The following is a 22,309-nucleotide window of genomic DNA, read 5'->3' as shown; positions in this document are numbered from 1 at the left end:
ACGATGCGCGTGCGAGGATCCGCTATCGCCGCAAGAAGCTCGTCCGTCGAGGATGAGGCGTCGATCACGGCCGCCAGAGAACCGATCGTCGTTCGACGCTTCGTCCGACCCTCCACCTCCGTTAGGCTGTAGAGGTTGTCCTGTTCCGCCAGTGCTTCAAGCAAGGGCTTGTCCGAAAGCCGAAGTCCGGCGCCTACGATGCCCCAAGCGAGGGCCGCCGCATCCTCGTTCATGAGATCGTGCGTGTAGCGGGCCATGTGCGCTCGATGAAAGCCGCCCAGACCGATGTGGACGATACCTCGACCCAGTGATCCGGTGTCAAAGCTCGGCTTTTCGATGGCTGCCGGCAGGTACTGCAGCGCCTCTCTGCTAATCCGGATCATCGAATCCTTGCTCCCGCTACCGGTGATGGCATGTCGGAGACCTCGCTTATTCCGGCGTGGATAGGGTTTCGGCTCTTCATGTCGTTTCTACTCTGCGGTGCGATCGACGGCGCTCACCGTGAACCGGGGCGTTGACCCGGGGCGCAGCCCGGAAAGCTGGTTCGGATTTCAGTATGCGAACGGGTCCGCTGGTGGCCCAGCAAAGCCCGCTCGGCACACAAACGGGCCGCCCGCTCCGGGAACGGAGGTTTCAGGCGGCAACACTTCAACGCTGAACCCGACGGCGATCTTGTGCAGGATGGCGGCAGGATGAATCACGCGGGCTCGTGATGAACAGGTTGCGCCAGTTCAGACCGCCGAACGCACAGCTCGTTGGTCGGGCGCGTTCTACACTTAGTCTTTGGGTCATAGGCCGGCAACGATCTACCTTTCGATCCATACGCAGTCCGGGGGATTATTGGACTTACCACACACGACGCGCCGTCAGATCTTTCATAATCCGCGCATGGCCCCACTTATTTAAATTGTAACGCGACACCACCACGATGCCCACGACGGAAATTAGGGCCGCGCCGGGCCCCCCAACGAAACCAAGCCACATGATGGTTTGCGGCGGCAGCGCGGCTGCCGCTGCGCCTTGCTCCGCGAGATGAGGTGGAAAACGGATGAGCTGAAGTACTACGCCCGCAATCAGCACTCCGGCGCCGCTGGCTGACTTGGTCGCAAAAGACCAGCCCGCGAAGTAAAGCCCTTCTCGTCTTGTTCCAAATAAATGCTCGTGCTCGTCGGCAGCGTCAGGAATAATAGAAAGAAATGCTATAGCCGAGATTGCGAACGTGAGACCTGTACCTACTGCGAAGAAAACAAGAACGCCAGTTCGCGCGCCGCCAACTAGGTGTAACCATCCAAGTAGCTGAAGGGATACCGGCACCGCCTGACAAATCGCGCCACCAATCATGCCGAGCAGCAGCATAGTGCGTTTTTCGATCCGCGTGCTAATCGATCCGGCGAGTGGTGCGCCAAGCACCAGCCCGACGACAACCGCGAGTGACACGGCCTGCAACTGGCCCGAATTAAGTTGCCAAAAAAAGGTTCCAACATGAAGGGCTAATGCTTGACTAACCCCACTAGCAATATTGAGCAGCAGACTAGAAAAAAAGAGGATGCGGAATGTGCGATTGCGAAAGACTTCTGTGATTTCGCTGAACAGACGGACGTGGAGAGCTTCCTTCGGGACGATAGTCTCGTGCTGACGCTCTCGCGTTGCCAGTCCGACCCATGTAGCGATCAATGCGCCTACGAGTAAGAGGCCACTTAGAGTAAATGTGAGTAGTAAATATGCTGCACGGTGCGACACGCCACCCGGGCCCCGTAAGAACACTCCATAGCCTAACCCGATCACTGCGACTGTGCCCAAGATCCCTATCCCCCAGCGCCATGCTGCAATGGATGAACGTTCTGCATAATCATCGCTTATCTCCGCGCCAAGCGCCTGATAGGGAAGCGTGAACACAGAAAGTGATATTCGCAGAGAAACAGATAACAGCATTAACCACAGGAACAGTGCCGTATTGCCGAGCGTCGATGGCAAAGCAAACATCAGGTTGAAGGTCAATATCAGCGGGATCAACGATATAAGCATAAACGGCACTCGGCGGCCGAAGCGCGAGCGCCAGCCGTCCGAAAGCGACCCGATTAGCGGATCCATCACAGCGTCGATTATCAGCCCAGCACCGAGCGCAAGTCCGGCAAGACCGCCTGGCAAACCGCATACTGCCGTCACGTAGAACAGGACAAAGACATTCAGCATGCTGTTGACGACTAGATCGACCAGCTGGCCCGCCGCGTATCCAGCTTTCCGTCCCAACGGTAATGGTCCAAGTCGGATAACGTTGTGAATTCCCCGTGCGGCCGCGGTCCCAGGCGAGATTGCTTCATCCATTTCAATCAGTCCCACAGTGACCGTGTCCCAAGCTAACCAGGTTTTGGTTCCGACCATAGGCGCGGCGCAAGACTGAGTTTGGTGTGTAAAATCTAGTTCGGTTCCGAACCATATTGCGTAGCGACTCCGGGGCAGAAAAACGTTCACCGAGAAGGGCCGATAGGACGTCACATTCCTCGACAAACCGACCGATGCCAATCTGCTCGATGTACGAGACGGGTCCGCCGGTCCACCGGGGGAAGCCCCAGCCGAGGATCGCGCCTACATCGGCGTGGCGCGGATCGTCGAGGACGCCCTCGGCAAGGCAGCGCGCCGCCTCCACCGCCTGGCGATGCAGGAAGCGACGGCGCATCTCGCCGATCAGCTCGGGCGAGCTGCTTGCGACCGTCACCGGCCAGCGTTCGCCGAGGCCGCTCCAAACCCGCTTCGACCCGCTCGCGTCGTAGTCGTAGAAGCCGCGCCCGTTCTTGCGGCCGAGCCGGCCCGCCGCCATCAGCATGTCAACGACATCGTCCGAGCGACGCCGGTCGGCCGCGTCGCCGAGCAACAGGTGGCGCTGGCGTGCAATGCGGTCGACGAGATCGATGGCGACATCGTCGGTCAGCTCCAGCGGCCCGCGCGGCATTCCGGTCAGCCGGCCGACATGGTCGATCATCAGCGGCGCGATGCCGTCCGCGAGCATCTCCATGCCCTCGCGAATATACGTGTCGAAGACGCGCGAGGTGTAGAAGAACGGCGAATCGTGCGCGAGGATCGCGGTCTTGCCGATCTGCCGTACGAGATCGAGCGCCTGAGCGATCGCCGCCTGGCCAGTGGCCTCACCGATCACCACTTCGACCAGCTCCATGCGGTCCACCGGCGAGTGGAAGTGCATCCCGATGAAGCGCGACGGATCGGGGTGCGCCACCGCGAGTCGGCCGATAGGCAGCGTCGAGGTGTTGGTCGCGAATAGCGCGTCGGGCCCGAGATGAGCCAGCGCCTTCGCGGTTGCCTCCGCCTTGACGCTCACATCCTCGAACACCGTCTCGATCACCGCGTCGCTGCCCGTAACGGCGGCATAGTCGCCGCTCGGGCGGATGCGCTCCAGCAGCGTGCCGGCGCTTTCGCGCGAGGTCGTGCCCTTGGCGACGAGGCGGTCGAGCAGCTTGGTGGAATAGGCCTTGCCCTTCTGGGCGGCCTCGACGCTGACGTCGATCAACACGGTTTCGATGCCTGCCTTCGCGAGCACATGGGCGATTCCCGCACCCATCATCCCTGCGCCAAGCACCGCGACCTTGCGCAGCGGCCCCCGCTCGATCCCGGCGGGCCGGCTCTCGCCGCGCCGCAGCGCTGGCAGCGAACCGAACTGGGTGCGGATCATTGCACGTGCGGCCGGTGTCTGCAGGGTCGCGACGAAGTAGCGCGTCTCGATGACGATCGCGGCGTCCATCGGCACCTGCACGCCCTCATACACGGCGCGTGCAATGTTCATCCGGGCGGGATAGTTGCCGAGCCCCGACTTCGCCACGCCCGCCGCCGCCGCGATGAACTCGGCGTTGCCGCTCTCGCTGTACGGACCGCCGCCGGGCAGCGCGAAGTCCTTACGGTCCCACGGCGCAACCGGATCGCCATCGGCGAGGACCCAGGCCTTGGCCGCGTCCAGCTCCTCGCCCTTCGCCACGATCGCATCGATCAGTCCGAGCTCCAGCGCCCGCGCCGGGTTCAGCGTCGCGCCCTCCTGCAAGAGTGGCATGGCGCGCGCGATGCCGAGCAGCCGCCCGACTCGCTGAGTGCCGCCGCCGCCTGGCAGCAGGCCGATCGTCGCCTCGGGCAGCCCCAGTCGGATCGCCGGATCGTCGGCGACGACGCGGTGGTGGCAGGCCAGCGCCAGCTCCAGCCCGCCGCCGAGCGCCAGGCCGCCGATTGCCGCCGCCACCGGCTTGCCGCAGGTCTCGACCGCGCGCGCGACGCGGTTCGCCTTGAACAATGTGTCGAACACCGCGCGCTGCGCCGTCTCGTCCGCGGGGCGGACGCCGGCATAGTCCATCATCTCGCCGAGATCAGCACCGGCGCAGAAACCATTGTCCTTGCCCGAGGCGATCACCGCGCCGCGGATCGCGGGATCGGCCTTGACCTGCTCGACCAGGGCGGCGAGCGCATCCCAGCCGGCGGCGGTGAGCGTGTTCATCGTGCGCGTGGTGCAGTCGAACAGGATGACGGCCACGCCGTCCGCCCCGACCGTCATCGTGAAGTCGGCCATGGTCACTGCACCCGCTCGATCACGGTCGCGGTGCCCATGCCGGCTCCGACGCACAAAGTGATGAGCGCGGTCTCCTTGTCGGATCGTTCGAGCTCGTCGACCATCGTTCCCAGGATCATCGCGCCGGTGGCACCGAGCGGGTGGCCGAGCGCGATGGCACCGCCGTTCACGTTCATGCGCTCGTGCGGCACGTCGAGCGCGCGCATGGTGCGCAGGACGACCGAGGCGAACGCCTCATTCAGCTCGAACAGGTCGATATCGTCGGCGGTCATGCCCAACCGGCGCAGCAGCTTGGCGGCGACCTTCTCCGGCCCGGTCAGCATGATCGACGGCTCGGACCCGATCGAGGCCATGCCTTTGATCCGCGCGCGTGGCCTGAGCCCCATCGCCTCGCCCATCTCCCTGGTGCCGATCAGCACGGCGGCGGCACCATCGACGATCCCAGACGAGTTGCCGCCGGTATGGACGTGCGGGATGTCGCCCGCCTCGGGGTAACGCTGGCGGACGACATCGTCGTAATACGCCTCGCCCTGCGTCTTGAAGGCAGGTTTCAGCGCGCCCAGCGTCTGCATCGTCGTGTTGGGCCGCATATGCTCGTCATGGTCGAGCAGGGTCAGCCCGAGGATGTCCTTGACCGGCACCACCGAACGATCGAACCGCCCCTCCTTCCACGACCGCGCTGCGCGCCGCTGGCTTTCGACCGCATAGGCGTCGACATCGTCGCGGGTGAAACCGTCGAGCGCGCAGATCAGGTCGGCGCCGATCCCCTGCGGCGCGAAATAGGTCTTGAAAGCGGGCGTCGGGTCGGCCGACCACGCGCCCATATCGGAGAACATCGGCACGCGCGACATCGACTCGACGCCGCCGCCGATCGCCAGCGATGCCTCTCCCGACATCACCTTGGCGGCGGCGATGTTGCACGCCTCCAGTCCCGAGGCGCAGAAGCGGTTGACCTGCACGCCGGCGACCGTTTCGGCGTAATCGGCGTTGAGCACTGCGATACGGGCGATGTCGGCGCCCTGGCTAGCAAGCGGATTGACGCAGCCGAGCACGACGTCGTCGACCGCTGCCGTGTCGAGCGCGTTGCGGTCGCGCAACGCGACCAGCATCTGGGTCGCGAGGTCGAGCGAGGTCACGCCGTGCAGCGCGCCATCCTTGCGGCCCTTGCCGCGCGGCGTCCGTACCGCATCGAAGATATAGGCGTCGGGCATGTTGGTCCTTTCCCCGATCACAACGACCGGGCGATGATGGTGCGCATGATCTCGGACGCGCCGCCGTGGATGCGGTCGATCCGGGCGTCGCGGAGCAGGCGCGATATAGGATATTCGTCCATGTAGCCGTAGCCGCCGAACAGCTGCAGGCAGTCGTCGATCACCTTCCATTGCGTCTCGGTAATCCAAAGCTTGATCATCGCGGCGGTAACCGCATCGAGGTCACCCTTCAGGTGCCGGGCGACGCCGCTGTCGAGAAAGGCGCGCCCGGCGGCGATCTGGGTGCGGGCGTCGGCCAGCTTGAACTGGGTGTTCTGGAACCCGAACAGCGGCTGGCGGAAGGCATGACGCTCCTTGGTGTAGGCCAGTGTCAGGGACAGCGCGCGCTCCATCATCGCCTGCGCCATGGCCGCGATGACCAGCCGCTCCTGGGCGAGCAGGTCGCGCATCTGCTCGAAGCCCTGCCCCTCCTCCGGGCCGAGCAGGTTGGCGACCGGCACCCGCGCGCTCTCGAAGAACAGCTCGGACGTGTCCTGGGCCTCGCGGCCCATCTTGTTGAGATTGCGCCCGCGCATGAAACCGGGCGTCGAGGCGGCCTCGACCACCAGCATCGAAATCCGATCGCCCTCGGTCTTGCACGCGAGCAGGATCAGGTCCGCGGTCTGGCCGTTGGAGATAAAGGTCTTCTGCCCGTCGACGACGTAATCGTCGCCGTCGCGCACCGCGCGGGTGCGGATGCCGCGCAGGTCCGATCCGGCCCCCGGTTCCGTCATCGCCAGCGCCAGCACCAGCTCTCCCGACACCACCTTGGGCAGCCATTCGCGCTTCTGCTGTTCAGTGGCGAAATGGACGAGGTAGGGCGCGGCAAGCGCGCTGTGCACGGGGGCACCGAAGCCCTCAAGACCGAGCCGCCCGATTTCCTCGATCACTGCCAGTTCGTAGCGGAAGTCGGCACCGACGCCGCCATATGCCTCCGGCACCGATGGCGCGAGCAGGCCGGCAGCGCCCGCCCCCCGCCAGAAGTCGCGATCGACAACGCCTTGCTCGCGCCAGCGCTCAAGCGCTTCAGCCGGCGCGTGCCGCTCGAAGAACCGCGTGGCGGTGTCGCGGAACAGCGTTAGCGTGTCATCGTCGTCGCCAGCTCCGCTCTGCAATGCTGCGCCGGTCACGCCGCTCTCCCATTGAAAAGAAATTCGTGAGGCTCGGTATGTCGAGCTGTCGCAATGACGTCCCGACCGACAGATGAATGCCGTCTTCGAGCCAACGGCAACCATGTGGGACCGATGATCAGCATCAACCGTATACCGTGGCGGCCATCGGCATACCGTTCCAGAACGTCCGCAGGGCGGCATCCGGATCATCGGCGACGCCGCTCTCCTGCCCAAAGATCATCGTCGCGCGCCGCGATGCATCGAACGGCGGCCATGCCGCTTCGCCGCTACCCGGCTCGCCGGTCCTTGCGAAATTGATCAGGGCATGTGAGAAGAGCCGGGCAAGCTTGACTCCTTCCGGATGACCGGCACCCAGCAGCGGGTCCTGAAGGTTCTGGAAAGCCGCCGCCACGTCGGTGCCGTGAGCTGCCCCAAAGACGCCGGAGAAGCCCGGTGTCGTCCAGTCCCAACGATAGGCGTAAACCGGGGAGCGATCCACACCGGCCAGGAGCTCGGCCTGCCGGTTCGCGTAGCGGCGGAACCCGGCATCGGTAACGATTTCACCAAGCAGCAGGTAGGGGGATTTACCCGGACGGAAGCGCCCATAGAGTTCGAGCAGTGCGCCAGCGTGACCGCCATAGCGCTGCTCCACAATGTTCCGCATCGCCTCAAATGTCAGGGTATGATCCGGATAGAGAAATGCTCCGTCATCGAGCGTGGTACCGACGATCACGGGTACGTCTGCCGCGTGTCCGCTCATGATCGCTTCCTCCGGCTGAAGGGGAAGGGCGGCACCGAGTACGGGGTCGAACAGATGAAGCCCGCATTTTACGCTCGCCTCAAGGAGGGTCGTCCATGGAAGCGTCTGAAGCGTCGCGACATCCCCCTTGGCGAGCCCCAGCTCAGCCAGGAGTGCTGTTACGACCGCAGCGCCCTCATCCTTGGTCTTTACACGAAGCAGCGATCCGCTCTGGATGATGGCCCGAGAGAACAGCCCTTGCGCGGCGGGCATTGCGAACAAGCAACTTACCTTCCATCCACCACCGGATTGCCCGATGATCGTGACGTTGGACGGATCACCACCGAACTCTTCGATGTTTTCTCGGACCCATCGCAGTGCCGCGACGAGATCGAGCAGGCCCGCGGCTCCGGACATCTTGAAGTCCTCGGATGCGGTGAACTCGGTGAGGTCCAAAAAACCGAGCACATTCAACCGATGCGAAACGCTGACGACGACAAGGTCCCCTCGGACCGCGAGCTGACCACCGTCGTAAAGCGGCAAGCTGCCTGTACCTGCGCCAAATCCGCCGCCATGGAACGACACCAACACGGGCCGCTTTGCACCGTCGCGCAGCTTCGGCGTCCAGAGGCTCAGATTCAGACAGTCTTCGCTCATTCCCCCGACGCAGGAAGACAGATTGAACTGAAGCAGGTTCGCAAAGGTATTAAGAGGGTCGACAGGTAACTGCGGTGATGCGGCACCATAACCGAAGCACGGCCGGGCACCGCTCCACGGCTCGACCGGTCGGGGGGGCATGAAGCGGTTCGAGCCGGATGTCGGCGCTCCGTACGGGAGTCCTTTGAACGATCGAACTGATCCATGATCAAGACCGATCACTCGACCAGACGTTGTCTCCGCTTCACAGAGCACCTTATGACCATCCAGCATCGAACATCGCCCCTCGATCGGTCCTCTTCAAATCTTCAGACGGGCCTGGAGTCCGATCGTGCGGGGTCGGGTCAGGGAGACGTTCGCCGGCGCGCTCGGGACATAGAGGTCATTGGTTCGATCCCCATATATTTCGCCATGCGAGTTCAGGAGATTTTTCGCGTACACGCCGACCTCCAGGTTTGTCGTGACACCCACGGACAGGTCAGCGTCGACAAGGTTGAAGGCGTTTAGCCGGTAAGGGAGCACTGCGGTGCTGCCGACAAATCCGGAGTAGCGCGGGCCTTGATATCGGTCGCTGACACTCAATCTGGCTTGGTGTCCGTTGCCGAGATCGACAGAATAGTCAGCACCTACCGCGAACGCCCAACGGGGAGAAACCGGCAGGCGCGCGCCTTCATAGGTGATGCCGAGCGGCGGCGCTGTCGTGGTCAGTTTGGCGTCCGTGTACGACAGCGAACCATTCAGGCTTAGAGCATGACTGGCACGATAGCTGAGGGCTAGCTCGCCGCCCCGGATGCGGGCGTCGCCAGCGTTTGTGAGCTGAGCCACGCCCGAGACCACCGCAGTGACTTGAATCTTGGACCATTCGGTATCGTAGAGCGCCAAAGTTGCCTGCAACCGGCGATCGAGCAACGAAGCCTTTGCGCCGACTTCATAGGTCCAAAGCGTATCAGGTTGGTAACGTGGCTCCTGCGTGCCTCCGGCCACGACGTAGTTCGGTCCACCGGGGCGGAAGCCGTTTGCCACGCGGACGTATAGCGAAACGTCATCGTTGACCTTGAAGCGAGGGTTGATCAGATACGTCTTTGTGTTCTCTTTCGAAGCGGCGCCGATCGTATTGGTCGCATTAGGATTTAGCGGGTTTCCGAGAAGTCCTGTCAGACTTTCGGTGAAGCTTTGGGAATTGTGGCTGTAACGTATGCCTAAGGTCAGATCCAGCCGCGGTGTGAAGTGCAACGTGCCGTCTGCATAACCCGCAATCTCACGGTAGGTCGTGGGAATAGAGCCGGTAAAGATTGGGAAACCGAGGAGCAAACCCCTCGGATCACCCTGGTTGAGCACCGTCACCGCCGTTCCGGCTCTCTCGTCTGTGTAGTAGACGCCGACGACCCAATCAAACACCCGACCTGGATTCGAGACGAGTCTCGCCTCTTGGGTAAACTTCTTCAGGTTCACCTCGAGATTGTCGCGGTAAGGATTGACGCCAAGCGGCCCGAATCCAAGTAGCGTCCCGAACAGGCCTGAATAAATAGTACTGATATCAAGAGCACTTGAGAGTTGCTCGCGTTGGTATGATGTGATTGAGGTCAATTTGGCAAAGCCCACGTCCAGATTCACGGTGCCGTAGACAAGCTTGATCGACTGATCGTTCCGTTGCGGAAGGGTGTAGCTCTGCTGGTAGGTCCCCTCGCCCGGTGTCAAGGCGTGAGTGATCGGGTCACGATCAACCGAGTTAATACCTTTGTTGACGATGTCTTCCGTAAGGCCAGTGACTTGGACATCCAGATCGGGTGTGACCTGAGCAAGCAGCGAAGCCCGAGCGGCAATGACCCGGTTGTCGCCTTGGTTCTTCAGTCCCAGAACGGGATCATCGGCAAAGCCGGTGTCATATTGCTGGACGACGCTCGCCCGGAAGGCGAGTCGGTCCTGAACAAGGGGCATGTTGATCATGCCGCGGCCGCTGGTGTTCGTGCCGCCGTGGTCGGTCGATGAGACCTCACCCTCGAGTCGTGCCGCAGGTCGATCTAACTGGGGCCTTGCCGTGATGTACCGGATCGTCCCGCCTAGCGAGCTTGCGCCATATAGCGTCCCTTGTGGGCCGCTCAGCACCTCGATCCGGTCCAGATCGAAGGCGTTGATACTCAACTGGCGTTGACCTTGACCGAAGCCGCTCGAGCTGTTCAGCGGGACGTCATCGAGGTACGCACCCACCGCGTTAGATTGCTGCGAGCCGGTCGTAACCCCGCGCACGACGATCAGGTTCGAGCCGGGAGTATCGGATTGAATATTGAGGCCTGGCACAAACCCGACGAATTCGTCCAGTGATCTGGCGTTCCGCTTCGACAGGTCTTCACCGGTTAACGCCGTTATCTGTTCCGGCACGTTGCGTATTGACTCCGAGCGTCGACTCGCCGTGACGATGATATCCTGACCATATTCCGGCTGATTCGTGGTCGTGGGGGGCGTCGCCACTGGGGTGGTGCTCTGATCCTGCGCCCAAGCCGGCATAGCTGGAACCAGCATCACCATATTGCCGCAAAGCAAAGCCGTTCTCAGGTTTATCTTCACTGTCCCCTCCTTCGCAATCTTGCTGATTTGCGACAGCTTCTCGATGGGCTGCCGTTAAACGCCGTTCTTCCCGCACTGACAGCACAGGTTACCCGGCGGTCGATAACGCTACTCTTGGTTCGATGCAAGGGCGTTGTTGTCGCCATCAATCCACCGGCACATAATTTAGGCATGCCGCGGCGTGCGCTCTCAGGATCTCCAGCGCCCAAGTGCAGCCGCTGCTCCTCGGCAGCTTGCATGCCTCGGCGTCCTTTATGGAGCGATGGTTCCCTCACGATATGCTGAGTTCCCAGGCGATAGCTATAAGCGTCGAAACCGGTATCGTGCGGCGGGCCGGCACCAAGTTTACATAGTGCCCGGCTAGGTCTCAGCGGACCGGGCTGCATCGGCCATGCCGTCCTTGTGCGCTTCAGAAGGTTGTGGGAATTCGATGACTAGAGCCTCAAAACAGTCTCCTTGGGCAAGTACGAGGGATCGTGACGCGGAGCGCGAGGAAAAGATCGAGGCGCTTTTGGATGCGGCAGCTGCAGCCTTTAGTGAGAACGGCTACCACCGTACGTCGCTCGGGAGCATCGCAGATAGGCTCGGCATTACAAAGCCAACCCTTTATTATTACTGCTCTGGTAAGGAGGACCTAATGATGAAGGTATCCTCGCGTGGGCTCGATCGAATACTAAGCGACGTTGGTGCGGACATTCACTCCTCCGGGCTCGACCAGTTGCGGGCAATGTTGCGCCGCATGGTGGAATGGGTGGCGACGGACTCCGGGAAAACGACCGTCCTGTTGAACGACTCCGACTTAAGTGAGCCGAACTCCACGGAGGTGGTGCGACGAAAGCGAGCGATTGACCGGCAAATCAGGACATTGCTCGCTAAGGGGGTGGCGGACCATTCGATAGCGCCCTGTGACGTCCGCCTGAGCGCCTTGATGTTGGCGAGCGCAATCAGCGGCATCGCCCGATGGTATAAATCAGGGTCGGACCTTAGTGCTACGGCGCTCAGCGAGATTTTCGTTAACCAGTTGACCATGGGCCTCAAGCCACGCGAGTAGCGAAATGCAGCTTGCGACCGGTGGGTAACCAGGCTACCGAATAGCACTAACCGGGGCTGATCGACGAATCGCGCGCTGACGAATGTAGCTCGCTACTCGCTGGCGGGGCGACCCGCAGACCTCGGTGAAGGAAAAAACGGGATAGGAGTCTGGATGAAAGAGCAGCTTCGAATAGACGGCAATGGTCGAGCTGAAAGCAGTCTCGGAGCGCTGGTCCTGCCCAACGCGGCTGGAATAGTATTTGCCTGAGCCGGAAAGCGCACATTCGCCGACGCTCGATAACTGCACATCCCGGCCACAAGTCCGATTAACCGCACCAAATCGCTGATCCCGATCCCAATGAGAAAGTAACGAACGCAATGGCTCTTGGCCGCTCGCCTTGGATCGATGACGAACTCGCGATGCTTCAGGAGCACGTGGCTCGCTTCATCGAAGCGGAGTTTACGCCGCATGTTCCTCGCTGGCGGAAAGATCGAATGATGGATCGCGCGGCCTGGCTAAAGGCAGGAGAGGCGGGGCTCCTGTGCGCCAGCATACCCGAAATCTATGGCGGTGGGGGCGGAAGCTATGCGCACGAGGCTGTCATTCATCAAGAAATGACACGCGCTGGTCACGGAACGGGCTTCGGAGTAGGCAACAGCACCAGTTCTGCAGTGGTCGCGCATTACATCCTCGCATACGGCACGGAGGACCAGAAGCAGCGTTGGCTGCCGAAGATGGCACAAGGCGAGTTGATCGGCGCGATCGCCATGACCGAGCCGCAGGGTGGCTCGGACCTCAAAGCCCTCCGAACCACGGCTAGACGTGTCGCCGGCGGCTATCAAATCAATGGGCAAAAGACGTTTATCAGCAATGGCCAGAACGCTAACCTGGTCACGGTCGTCGCGCGAACCGGGGACGAACCAGGCGCAAGAGGTCTGTCTCTGATTGTCGTGGAAACCGATCAGGCGGATGGCTTCAGGCGGGGACGTAACCTCGACAAACTCGGGATGCACACGCAGGATACGTCCGAGCTATTCTTCGACGACGTATTCGCCCCTAGTTCGAACCTTATTGGGGAATTACCGGGTCAAGCATTCTCCCAGCTTATGCACGAATTGGCGTGGGAGAGGATGTTGGTCTCGCTTGATGCTACCGTCAACATGGAGCGCGCCGTCGAGTTGACCGTCGATTATGTGCGGACACGCAACATTTTCGGCAAAACATTAATGGACTTTCAGAACACACAATTCGTACTTGCCGACGCCAAGACACAAGCGACTGTAGCGCGCACCTTCGTCGATGGTATGATGGTGCGGCTGCTGGCGGGTGAACTCGATGGGCCTACGGCGGCCATGGCGAAGCTTTGGACGACCGAGACCCAGTGCCGCGTCATCGATGCATGCCAGCAGCTCTTCGGCGGATACGGCTACATGAGCGAGTATCCTATCGCTCAGCTTTTCGCAGATGCCCGTGTCTCGCGCGTTTACGGCGGAGCAAGTGAGATTATGAAGGTAATCATCGCGCGCGCTCTCTGAAACGCGGCGCGAGGGAAGGATATTGAAGCATGACTGTGAAGGTTAGAGTAGCTGGAGTGGGAATGATCCCGTTCACAAAGCCTGGTCAGAGCGAAGATTGGGATGTCATGGCCGAGAAGGCTGTTCGGTTGGCACTCGCCGATGCGGGAGTGTCGTACGATCAGGTCCAGCAGGCGTATGTCGGCTATGTCTATGGAGACTCAACTGCAGGCCAATCCGCTTTGTATCGCGTCGGGGTCACTGGCATCCCGATCGTCAACGTCAACAATAATTGCTCGACCGGGTCGACCGCCTTGTACTTGGCGCGGCAAATGGTCGAAGCGGGAGTGGTGGACTGCGCGTTGGCCGTCGGCTTCGAGCAGATGTTGCCGGGCGCGTTGGGCATGGTTTTCAACGATCGAAAGCGGACCCTCGACTATCACCTGACAAAGCAGGCCGAGATGCAAGCAATCGACGACACATCGCCAATGGCTGCTCAGCAATTCGGCGGCGGAGGGGTCGATTATCAGTCCAAGTACGGTGCCAGCGACGACACGTTCGGGCTGATAAGTGTTAAGGCCCGGCGCCACGCGGCCAACAACCCCTTGGCGTTGTTCCGCAACCCGCTGACGCTTGAGGAGGTGATGGAGTCGAAGCATCTCTATGGCCCAATCACGCGCTATCAGGCCTGCCCGCCGACCTGTGGCGCTGCCGCTGCCGTGCTGGTCTCTCCCGCCTTCGCGGCGAAGCACAACCTCGATGCCAAGGTAGAGATCGTCGCGCAGGCGATGACGACCGACTTCCCGAGCGCGTTCGAGGAGCGCTCGATGATGAAGAACATCGGCTATGACATGAGCAAGGATGCCGCGCGCCAGGTATATGAGGCGGCGGGCGTCGGGCCGGACGACATCCCCGTCGTCGAGTTGCACGACTGCTTCACCGCCAACGAGCTGATCACCTATGAGGCGCTAGGTCTCTGCGGCGAGGGCGGTGCCGAGCGGTACATCCGCGACGAGCAAAATACCTATGGCGGCAAGCACGTAACCAATCCTTCGGGCGGCTTGCTGTCGAAGGGGCATCCGCTCGGCGCAACCGGACTGGCTCAGTGCTACGAGCTGACCCAGCAGCTGCGCGGGGCGGCCGACAAGCGTCAGGTGGAAGGCGCTCGCTTCGCTCTCCAGCATAATCTCGGCCTGGGCGGCGCGTGCGTGGTGACGCTCTACGGCAAAACGGCCTGATCTCGGATGCCGATCGATCGTGCCAAGCATCTCGGCGTCGTGTCCGAACCACGCACCGTCGACGTCGAACGTGGCTTTCTGAGGTTCTTCGCGCATGCGACGAACGAGACGAACCCGCTTTACACCGACGACGACGCAGCGCGCGCCGCCGGTCACCCAGCCGTTCTGGCTCCTCCCACCTACCTTTTCTGCCTCTTCAACAGCGCTCCGGCAAAACGCGGGAATGTGTTCGATCGCGAGGGAGGCATTGGCGTGGACATGGCGCGGGTCCGCCACGGCGAACAGAAATACGTCTATCACAAGCCGGTCTACGCCGGGGACAGGCTGACGCTGACGACGGCGACGAGCGACATTTACGAGAAGCGCGGGGGAGCGCTCGAATTCATTGTCCAGGACACGCGCGCCGTGAATGCTGCCGGCGAGCTGTGCATCGAGATGAGCGCGACGACGGTGATCGTCAATGGATGAGTTCTCACCAACGCTTGCGGCCATGCAGCCGGGCGACCACTTCCCGGACTATGTTCAGGGACCGATAACGCGCGCTACGCTTGCCCTGTTCGCGGGCGCGTCGAACGACTACGTGCCCCTGCACATCGACAGCGACTTCGCGAAGGCCGCGGGCATGGACGACGTGTTCGCTCATGGCATGCTGTGCATGGCATATCTTGCCCAAGCCTTGGTCCAGTGGGTCTCCAGCGACGGTCTCAGGAGTTGGAGCGTCCGCTTTACGGCAATCACCCCGGTCCACGCGACCGTGCATTGCCGAGGTGAGCTCGTCGAGATCCTCGACGAGCGGGAAGGCCGTCTAGCGCGGCTGAAGATCGGGGCTTGGGCTGACAAGAACCTGCAGACGCTCGACGGCGAAGCCGTCGTGCTTCTGCCATCGTAAAAAAGGGACTGAACCATGGGTAAGCTTTTGGGCAAGACCGCTATTATATCAGGCTCGGGCCGGGGCATCGGGCGTGCTCTCGCCCTGAAACTAGCTTCGGAGGGGGCCAGCGTCGTCGTCAATGACCTCGACGAAGCGCCGGCGGCCGAGGTTGTGACCGCCATTGAGACGGCCGGTGGCCGCGCGGTTTCATGTGTCGGAAATGTCACCGAGGAGGATTTCGGCGAGCGATTTGTACAGACCGCTCTGCGCGAGTTCGGCGGCCTCGACATCATCGTCAACAACGCCGGCTATACGCGCGATGGGGTCATCCAGAAGCAGACAGATGAGCAATTCCAGTCGATGCTTGATGTCCATCTGATCGCGCCGTTCCGCATCCTGCGAGCCGCGGCCGAGCCGATCCGCACGCTCCAAAAGCAGGAAGCGGCGGAAGGACGCGAGGTCATCCGCAAGGTGGTCAACATTTCGTCGATGACGGGTACCAACGGCAACGCGGGTCAGGTGAACTACGCGGCGGCAAAGGCGGGGTTGGTGGGGGTTACAAAGACCCTGTCCAAAGAGTGGGGCCGCTACAAAGTCTGTGTGAACTGCGTCGCCTTCGGCTTCATCGAAACGCGCCTGACCAAGGCGAACGATGATCCAGCGACGCAGATCGAGATCGAAGGGCGGAAGATCCAGGCCGGTGTTCCAAGCGCCATGCTCGACACCTTGAAGACGATGGTGCCGCTCGGACGAGCAGGCACCCCAGAGGAGGCCGCCGGCAGCATCTATCTCTTCTGTATCCCGGAGAGCGATTACGTGAGCGGCCAGGTGCTTATCGTGGGCGGCGGCATCAATACCTGACGCTGCTGTGGATGATGCGAACCGTTTGCAGCGGAGATATGGGATCGACTTGAGAGGCCCTCGGCACAGGTGAAACCTCCTGCCTCACCTCCAGACCTGACCTGTCTTAATCATGAAGAGGCAACGCATGTACTCCGGCATCGACAATCCGAGCACTTGGTTGCTTTCAAGGGTAATCGCCGAGCAGGCTCAGGCGAAGGGCGACGCGCGAGCGGTGTCGATGGTGAACGGCGAATTCCTGTCCTACTCTCAATTGGCCGATAACGCCGCGCAGGTGGCGGGAATGTTGGCAAGCATGGGCATTGGACCGGGGGACCGCGTCGCCATTCTGGTCCCGAATTCGCTTGACTTCATCCGAGCTTGGGCTGGGTTAGAGCGTCTTGGCGCAACATGCGTATTTCTGAACCCAGAACTGATGGGTCAGTTTCTACTTCATCCGCTTCGTGACTCCGAACCGCGCGTTCTCATCGTCGATCATTCTCTTGTTAGACGCCTTGCGGGACTTGGAAGAGACCTGCCGGAATTTGAACAGATCCTGATCGTCGGAGATGGGGAAGGCGTCTCGGATGTGGGTCTGCCCTTTGATGCCTGGCGTAGCGCTGCGCGATATGAGGGTCCGTTCGCCGCCTCGACGGACATCGCTGGTATCATGTATACCTCGGGAACGACCGGCGCTCCCAAGGGTGTCCTCATGCCGCACGCCCACTGTTTTCTGTTCAGTCTTGGTAGCGTGGAGAATGTCGGCATCACGGCGGACGATCATTATTACATCTGCCTTCCGCTCTTTCATGTCAATGCGTTGATGATACAGTTGGGTGCCGTCCTTATAGCGGGCGCTACCGCTACATTGGCGGAGCGGTTCTCAGTGTCCTCCTGGCTGAACGACATCCGTACTAGCGGCGCAACCGTCACGAATACGCTCGGCGTCATCAACGCGTACATGGCCGCCCAACCGGAAACCCCTGGAGATCGAGATCATCGCCTTCGGCTCCTTTCTACCGCACCAAACCACCCCGATCACGACCGGATGTGGCGTCATCGCTTTGGTATTCGCGAGGTGATGAGCGGATTTGGCATGACGGAATGCAACATTCCGCTTTTCGTCGATTTGAAAGACCCGAGACCAGGGACATGTGGAAAGGCCTGGTCTAAATATTTCGAGGTCGAGATCCAGGACGCCGGCACCGGCCTACCGGTCGCTACCGGTGAGATCGGTGAAATCGTGGTTCGTCCACGCGTGGGCCAGGCATTCATGGCCGGCTATCACAATCAGGCGGAAAAGACGGTCGAGGCGTGGCGTGGTCTCTGGTTCCACACCGGTGACGCTGGGCGGGTCGACAAAGAAGGTAACTTCACCTTCGTCGACCGCATTAAGGACTGTATCCGTCGCCGAGGCGAGAATATTTCGGCCGTCGAGATCGAGAACATCATGTCGCAACTGGCGGGTGTGGTCGAGGTTGCGGCTTATGCCGTGCCATCAGAAGCGGCTGGCTCCGAAGATGAGATCATGCTGGCAATCATCCCAGATCCGGGATCACCTGCGACCAGCGCCTCAATAAGATCGCATGCTCGCGATCACATGCCGCGTTTCGCCCAGCCCCGCTTTGTGGAGTTCATGAAGGCTCTTCCGAAAACAGCGACCGAGAAGGTCAAAAAGCTTGAGCTCAAAAAGGCGGGTGTGACGCCCTCGACTATCGATCTCAATCAGATCGATTGAATGAAAGTCGCGGAGAAGACGGTTACACGTTATTATCGGCAGCTGGTCTACGAACAGCCTGCGACGCATGTGGCCGGGATCACGCTTGAACGACACCGCGGCAACCGTAGGCATATTCCCGTCCGTTCATTAGGGCTAGAGCGGTTTCTGATCATTCTGCATCGTATCCTGCGGCAGCGAAGTAGTTCGGCCGTCGAAACGCTCCTCGAGACGGTGGAAAAGATAGGTCAGAACGGGCGCGACGACGCCGGCCTGTCCCATCAGCGCTTCGGTCTCGAAGCACTGGATACGGCCAAGCACGAGATGCTGTTCGGCCGCGTCGAGGAGACGGCCATAGGGGCCATCGAGCGTATAGGCCGTGAGCGCGGTGCGCAGCGCATTCGATTGGAGCAGCATGGCGAGCCCGGTCAGCGTGCGTTCCTCTGGGCGAGGTTGAGCGTGTGAACCAGCGGCTGGCGCACATTCGCGTAAGCCTGACCTGGCAGCGATGACAGCCAAGTCTCGACCGCGTTGACGCCTTCGCGCTTGGCCGTGAAGCCGAGCCCGTTGACGATGCGCTCGACCGCGCGAACCTTGTCCTCGGCATGGTACGATCGGGGTCCGACACCGTGATCGTCGTGGTCAGGTAGCCGAAGGCGAGAATGTCGGCGCCGAGCGCCTGAAGCGCAAGATCCGCATCGACCACCTTGTTGTCGGCGTCGCTGTCGAGAAGCTGGGCCGGCTGGTTGTACATCACCTCGCGCAGTAGCGCGGTGATCTACTTGCGCTTGTTGAACCATTGCCGGCGGAGCTTGGTCAGCGTCTTGGTCGCGTCGGTCTTGTCGAGCGCGCTGAAGCGCGTGACCCAGCGATATTCGAAATTCTGGTCATTGAGCGCATCGAGGATGCTGGGCCGACTGACGTTCGGGAAACCGAGCACGGTCAGCGTGCGCAAATGCCGATTGCCGAGCTTCGGCTCCAGCCCCCTACCAGCGGCGTGTCGGTGAGCAACGCATCGAGGTAGATCGGTGTCTCCGGCACGGCGACCGGGTGGCGACGACTGGAAATGGTATCGTGGAGATAGGTCAGCGTTTCGGCGTCGCTTAAGGCCCGTACCTCGGGCATGAAACCGGACAGGAGGTCGAGCACGCGGTCGGTCTCGGCGACGAAGCCGGCGAGGCTGGCGCGCCAGTCCCGGCCCTTCGCGTCGTCGGGCTGCTCGACCAGCGTGCGTCCCGCCGCGTCGCTGCTGTCGGCGGGCGGCAGCCAGGTCAGCGTCCCATGGAAGCGGCTCTCGAAATGCTGGCCCTCGGCTTCGAAGCCGGCGCGCCGCTCCTGGTCGACGAGCCACGAGGCGGCATCAGGAAACGCAGCTTCCGGATATCCCTTCTGGCGCAGGTGGCGCAGTAGCACGGGCATGAAGTCCGGATCGCGGCGGGCGGCGAAGACCGCGATGCTGTGACCAATCGCCCAGATGGCGATCCCGACCAGCCATTGCTGCAAGCCGAGACCCAAAGCGGCGGCGATCGTCCCGTTGATGATCGCGATGCCGGCCCCGACATCGCGCCGCTGGTCGCGGGCGTTGTGGACGAACGGCTGGTCACCTCTCACTGGTCCGACGTGCTCCGGTTCCCTGCAGGTCATGGACGCGACCACTCGCTGGTTCGTGACGCACTTGTGACCGACGCCGCCCCCTGTTGACGAAGTCGGCTGATTGCGTGAACGATCGTAACGGGATCGCTCCCTGCCGGTCCGTTCGCGGTGGCGAAGACCCACACTCGGACGCTTAGGCCCGCTTGAGCACTCCCCGGATCGGACGCCGGTTCATCTGAGGCACACGACGGGTCCGTATCGCGCCGGGCAGGTCAGGCGCCCGCTGCCTTGCGCTGCGCGTTTTCCACCTGCTGGCCAGCGTGGAGCAGCGCGGCCTCTGCCGCGAGCCGCGGATCGCGCTCGATCATGCCCCAATAGTAGAACGCGCGGTAGGCGGAGCCGTAGCTCATCGTCTTCAGGTTGCCCTGCGGCCCGCGCTCCTGACCGAACCCGGTGCGGGTGTTGCCGGTCTGGTCCACCGTGCCGTCCGGTCGCACCCGCGCCGCGAGCCAGGCGAGCCCGCGATCCGCCATCGGCCGCATCGCCGCGCGCAGCGGCGCGTCGGCGACCAGCGTGTAGTAGGTGGCCGCGAACAGCAGGCCGACCGCGTGGTAGCTGGTGTCGGAGCCGCCCTTCTCCGGGTTGAACCCGCTCGGGTCCTGTCGCGCCAACCCGCGCTCGACATAGCCGCGCGAGGCAGCGATCAGCGCCGCGTCCCCGGTCAGCAGCCCGGTCTCGCCGAGCGCGTCGGCGTCGAGGTAGAAGCGATGCGTATAGGGCGCATCGTGCGCCTGCCCCGGGGCAGCGTTGGCGGGTGCCACCATCCAGCGCGCCGCCTGGTGCAGCCGGGGTGCGACACGCTCCACCCATGCCTCGTTCGCGGCCGCCATGTCGGACGCGCGCAGCAGCAGCGCGGCATGCGCGGCCGCCTCCACGAAGAAGGACGCGCTGTGGAAACGTTCCGGGCAGTCGAACGAGCCGTCGGGCCGCTCCTGCGCGAAGCCCCAGTCGAAGATCCGCTCGCCGCGCTCGACCACGTCCTGCCGGTGGTGGCCGATACCGGCGATCACCGCATCGATGGCGTAGCGCTGCTCCTCGATCAGCCAACGGTCGCCCCGTCCCGCCTCCCACGCTCGGTTGAGCGGGCCGTAGGCACCGTCGGGCGCCTGCTGGTCCGCCGCCCTCTCGGGATGCGCGTAGGCCATGCCCTGCAGGAACGCGCTCGTCTCGAACGCGAGGTCGCCGGCAATGCCGGCGTGCCACAGCGGCAGCGCGGTCCCGGGCTGCGGCGGCACAGCGGCTGAGGTGAGCAGTAGAAACGGCAAGGCGTAGCGGGCGAGTAGCATGACGACGAGCCTCCTTTCACCGGGCTAGCGCAATCAATCAGTCCGCAACCTGAACGGCCCTCGGCAGCGGCGCGCCCGGATCCGCTCCGGACGGAGCGAAGCCAGTCGTCGCGACTAGAGTCCGGCTCGGTTCTGCCCGCACCAGCCCGGCAGGCTCGCGGCCGCGTCGCCCTTCGCGAGCGCCAACGCGGTGGCGAGCGCCTTGGCAGGGTCGTCATCGACCAGCTCGCGGTCGACACGGTGACGCAGGAAGTCCGCCCAGAGGAACTCCGCGAACGGCTTGCCGCTCTTGGCAACCCCGCCAGCGCGAATGAGATCGCCGACCAGGCTGCGATAGGGATCGTCGGCGAGGTCGGACAGGTGCTTGGGGATCGCCTCCAGCTTGCAGCGGTGTCCCTTGGCGTCGTAGGCGTGACACCAGGCGCTGTTGTCGAGGAACGTCCAAAATTCGCGGCGGGCTAGGCTCGACAGGTCAGCAAGGATGTAGACCGCGACGCCGCCGGCCTTCTCCTCCAGCAGCGCCCGCGCGAAATGGTGATGGTCGACGATGTAGGTCCGGTCCTTGGGACCGATTACCGCCGGCAGCACATGGCGGCGGAGCAGGCGGGAGCGCCCCTTCTCGTCCGCCTCGCGCCAGTGCCGCCGCTTCTGCTCGACCTCGCGCAGCCCGACGGTCATCTGGGTCGGCCGCAGCTCTTCAACTTGGATCCCGATCGGCACCGAATTTGCCATGCGTTTGTCCTCCTCTTGGCCGTGCTCCCACGACATGCTGGCCCATGACGGTCATCTATCGGGTCTGACCTCGCCCGAGTGCAACATCGCCGTCATCTTCGACGAGCCCTTGATCAGGGCCATGGCGGCGTAATGTTAAACCGCCCGCCCACACACGGAAATCCTGACAGTCCTCGAGCTTCGCGTTGAACGGGAGCTATTGATGCTGAGTCGAGATCGCCGATGTCGTAGCGCTGTGAGACCGAGAAGCAGACGTTCAGCGGTCCTTTCGCGATGCCCAACTTCCAACATCTGTTCATTGGCACTGATTCTCAACTTGGCTGTTCGAAGGGCAACGTATTGCGCTCGGTTTGCCGGCAGCGGTCGCGATACCCGGAAGGATCATGTCCATGCTAGCAAACAGCTGCGCGCAGTCGCCATGGTTAGGCAGGCGCGCCGCGACCCGACGTCCGAACATGCGCCATGCTGGAACGAGTTCGAGCCACTGGTCGGCAACGGCGCGCAGGGCCGTAGTCCAGGTCATGCCGGCCCCATAAGG

General features: G+C 62.3%; 15 protein-coding genes and 3 pseudogenes. 7 read left to right on the top strand and 11 right to left on the bottom strand.

Annotated elements, in window-relative coordinates; genetic code table 11:
• The 7 genes and pseudogenes from HUU99_RS08990 to HUU99_RS08960 form a co-directional block, all read right to left on the bottom strand.
• Nucleotides 1-383, bottom strand: a pseudogene (locus tag HUU99_RS08990) (mannitol dehydrogenase family protein); the annotation flags it as partial.
• A gap of 463 nt (nt 384-846) precedes the next feature.
• Complete coding sequence (locus HUU99_RS08985; RefSeq protein WP_174286240.1) at nt 847-2,325, bottom strand: MFS transporter; 1,479 nt, start codon at nt 2,323-2,325, stop codon at nt 847-849.
• Between the two features lies 1 nt (nt 2,326).
• Nucleotides 2,327-4,564 carry a 3-hydroxyacyl-CoA dehydrogenase NAD-binding domain-containing protein gene (locus HUU99_RS08980; RefSeq protein ID WP_174286239.1) on the bottom strand — a complete coding sequence of 746 codons (2,238 nt, stop codon included), beginning with the start codon at nt 4,562-4,564 and terminating at the stop codon, nt 2,327-2,329.
• A gap of 2 nt (nt 4,565-4,566) precedes the next feature.
• A complete protein-coding gene (locus HUU99_RS08975) occupies nt 4,567-5,775 on the bottom strand; it encodes an acetyl-CoA C-acetyltransferase (protein WP_174286238.1) in 1,209 nt (402 codons plus the stop codon).
• A gap of 17 nt (nt 5,776-5,792) precedes the next feature.
• Nucleotides 5,793-6,944, bottom strand: a complete 1,152-nt coding sequence (locus HUU99_RS08970) for an acyl-CoA dehydrogenase family protein (protein WP_254603066.1) — start codon at nt 6,942-6,944, stop codon at nt 5,793-5,795.
• Nucleotides 6,945-7,068: 124 nt separating this feature from the next.
• Entirely contained in the window at nt 7,069-8,595 is a 1,527-nt protein-coding gene (locus HUU99_RS08965) for a carboxylesterase/lipase family protein (RefSeq protein ID WP_174286236.1), read from the bottom strand.
• A 27-nt stretch (nt 8,596-8,622) separates the two neighbouring features.
• Nucleotides 8,623-10,887 carry a TonB-dependent receptor gene (locus HUU99_RS08960; RefSeq protein ID WP_174286235.1) on the bottom strand — a complete coding sequence of 755 codons (2,265 nt, stop codon included), beginning with the start codon at nt 10,885-10,887 and terminating at the stop codon, nt 8,623-8,625.
• Between the two features lie 391 nt (nt 10,888-11,278).
• Here HUU99_RS08960 and HUU99_RS15800 point away from each other — a divergent pair, with 391 nt between their 5' ends.
• The 7 genes from HUU99_RS15800 to HUU99_RS08925 all read left to right on the top strand — a co-directional run bounded on the left by HUU99_RS15800 (nt 11,279) and on the right by HUU99_RS08925 (nt 18,121).
• On the top strand, nt 11,279-11,938 hold the full coding sequence (locus tag HUU99_RS15800) for a TetR/AcrR family transcriptional regulator (protein ID WP_368039942.1): 660 nt from the start codon (nt 11,279-11,281) through the stop codon (nt 11,936-11,938).
• Between the two features lie 359 nt (nt 11,939-12,297).
• The gene (locus HUU99_RS08950; RefSeq protein ID WP_174286233.1) at nt 12,298-13,455 is read left to right on the top strand and encodes an acyl-CoA dehydrogenase family protein; all 1,158 of its coding nucleotides are present in this window, start codon (nt 12,298-12,300) and stop codon (nt 13,453-13,455) included.
• Between the two features lie 29 nt (nt 13,456-13,484).
• Nucleotides 13,485-14,672: a lipid-transfer protein gene (locus HUU99_RS08945; RefSeq protein ID WP_174286232.1), complete on the top strand. Its 1,188-nt coding sequence runs from the start codon at nt 13,485-13,487 to the stop codon at nt 14,670-14,672.
• Nucleotides 14,673-14,678: 6 nt separating this feature from the next.
• Nucleotides 14,679-15,140: a MaoC family dehydratase N-terminal domain-containing protein gene (locus HUU99_RS08940; protein ID WP_174286231.1), complete on the top strand. Its 462-nt coding sequence runs from the start codon at nt 14,679-14,681 to the stop codon at nt 15,138-15,140.
• A complete protein-coding gene (locus HUU99_RS08935) occupies nt 15,133-15,561 on the top strand; it encodes a MaoC/PaaZ C-terminal domain-containing protein (protein WP_217430806.1) in 429 nt (142 codons plus the stop codon). The genes HUU99_RS08940 and HUU99_RS08935 overlap by 8 nt, the downstream gene beginning before the upstream one ends.
• A gap of 15 nt (nt 15,562-15,576) precedes the next feature.
• On the top strand, nt 15,577-16,404 hold the full coding sequence (locus HUU99_RS08930) for an SDR family NAD(P)-dependent oxidoreductase (RefSeq protein ID WP_174286230.1): 828 nt from the start codon (nt 15,577-15,579) through the stop codon (nt 16,402-16,404).
• 127 nt (nt 16,405-16,531) lie between these two features.
• Nucleotides 16,532-18,121: an AMP-binding protein gene (locus HUU99_RS08925; RefSeq protein WP_174286229.1), complete on the top strand. Its 1,590-nt coding sequence runs from the start codon at nt 16,532-16,534 to the stop codon at nt 18,119-18,121.
• A 165-nt stretch (nt 18,122-18,286) separates the two neighbouring features.
• Here HUU99_RS08925 and HUU99_RS08920 read toward each other — a convergent pair.
• The 4 genes and pseudogenes from HUU99_RS08920 to HUU99_RS08905 all read right to left on the bottom strand — a co-directional run.
• Nucleotides 18,287-19,486: pseudogene (locus HUU99_RS08920) on the bottom strand (hypothetical protein); the annotation flags it as partial.
• Nucleotides 19,481-19,744 (bottom strand): annotated as a pseudogene (locus HUU99_RS15880) (VirB3 family type IV secretion system protein); the annotation flags it as partial. The pseudogenes HUU99_RS15880 and HUU99_RS08920, both read right to left, overlap by 6 nt.
• A 221-nt stretch (nt 19,745-19,965) precedes the next feature.
• Nucleotides 19,966-20,988: a hypothetical protein gene (locus HUU99_RS08910; protein ID WP_217430805.1), complete on the bottom strand. Its 1,023-nt coding sequence runs from the start codon at nt 20,986-20,988 to the stop codon at nt 19,966-19,968.
• A gap of 165 nt (nt 20,989-21,153) precedes the next feature.
• Nucleotides 21,154-21,807 carry a ParB-like protein gene (locus HUU99_RS08905; protein WP_254603063.1) on the bottom strand — a complete coding sequence of 218 codons (654 nt, stop codon included), beginning with the start codon at nt 21,805-21,807 and terminating at the stop codon, nt 21,154-21,156.
• Between the last annotated feature and the right edge of the window lie 502 nt (nt 21,808-22,309).

Source organism: Sphingomonas bacterium (assembly GCF_903642285.1).
In the GTDB taxonomy this organism is placed as follows: Bacteria; Pseudomonadota; Alphaproteobacteria; order Sphingomonadales; family Sphingomonadaceae; genus Sphingomonas.
The sequence above is the reverse complement of the archived record's forward strand: the minus strand, read 5'-3'. Positions and strand labels throughout refer to the sequence as shown.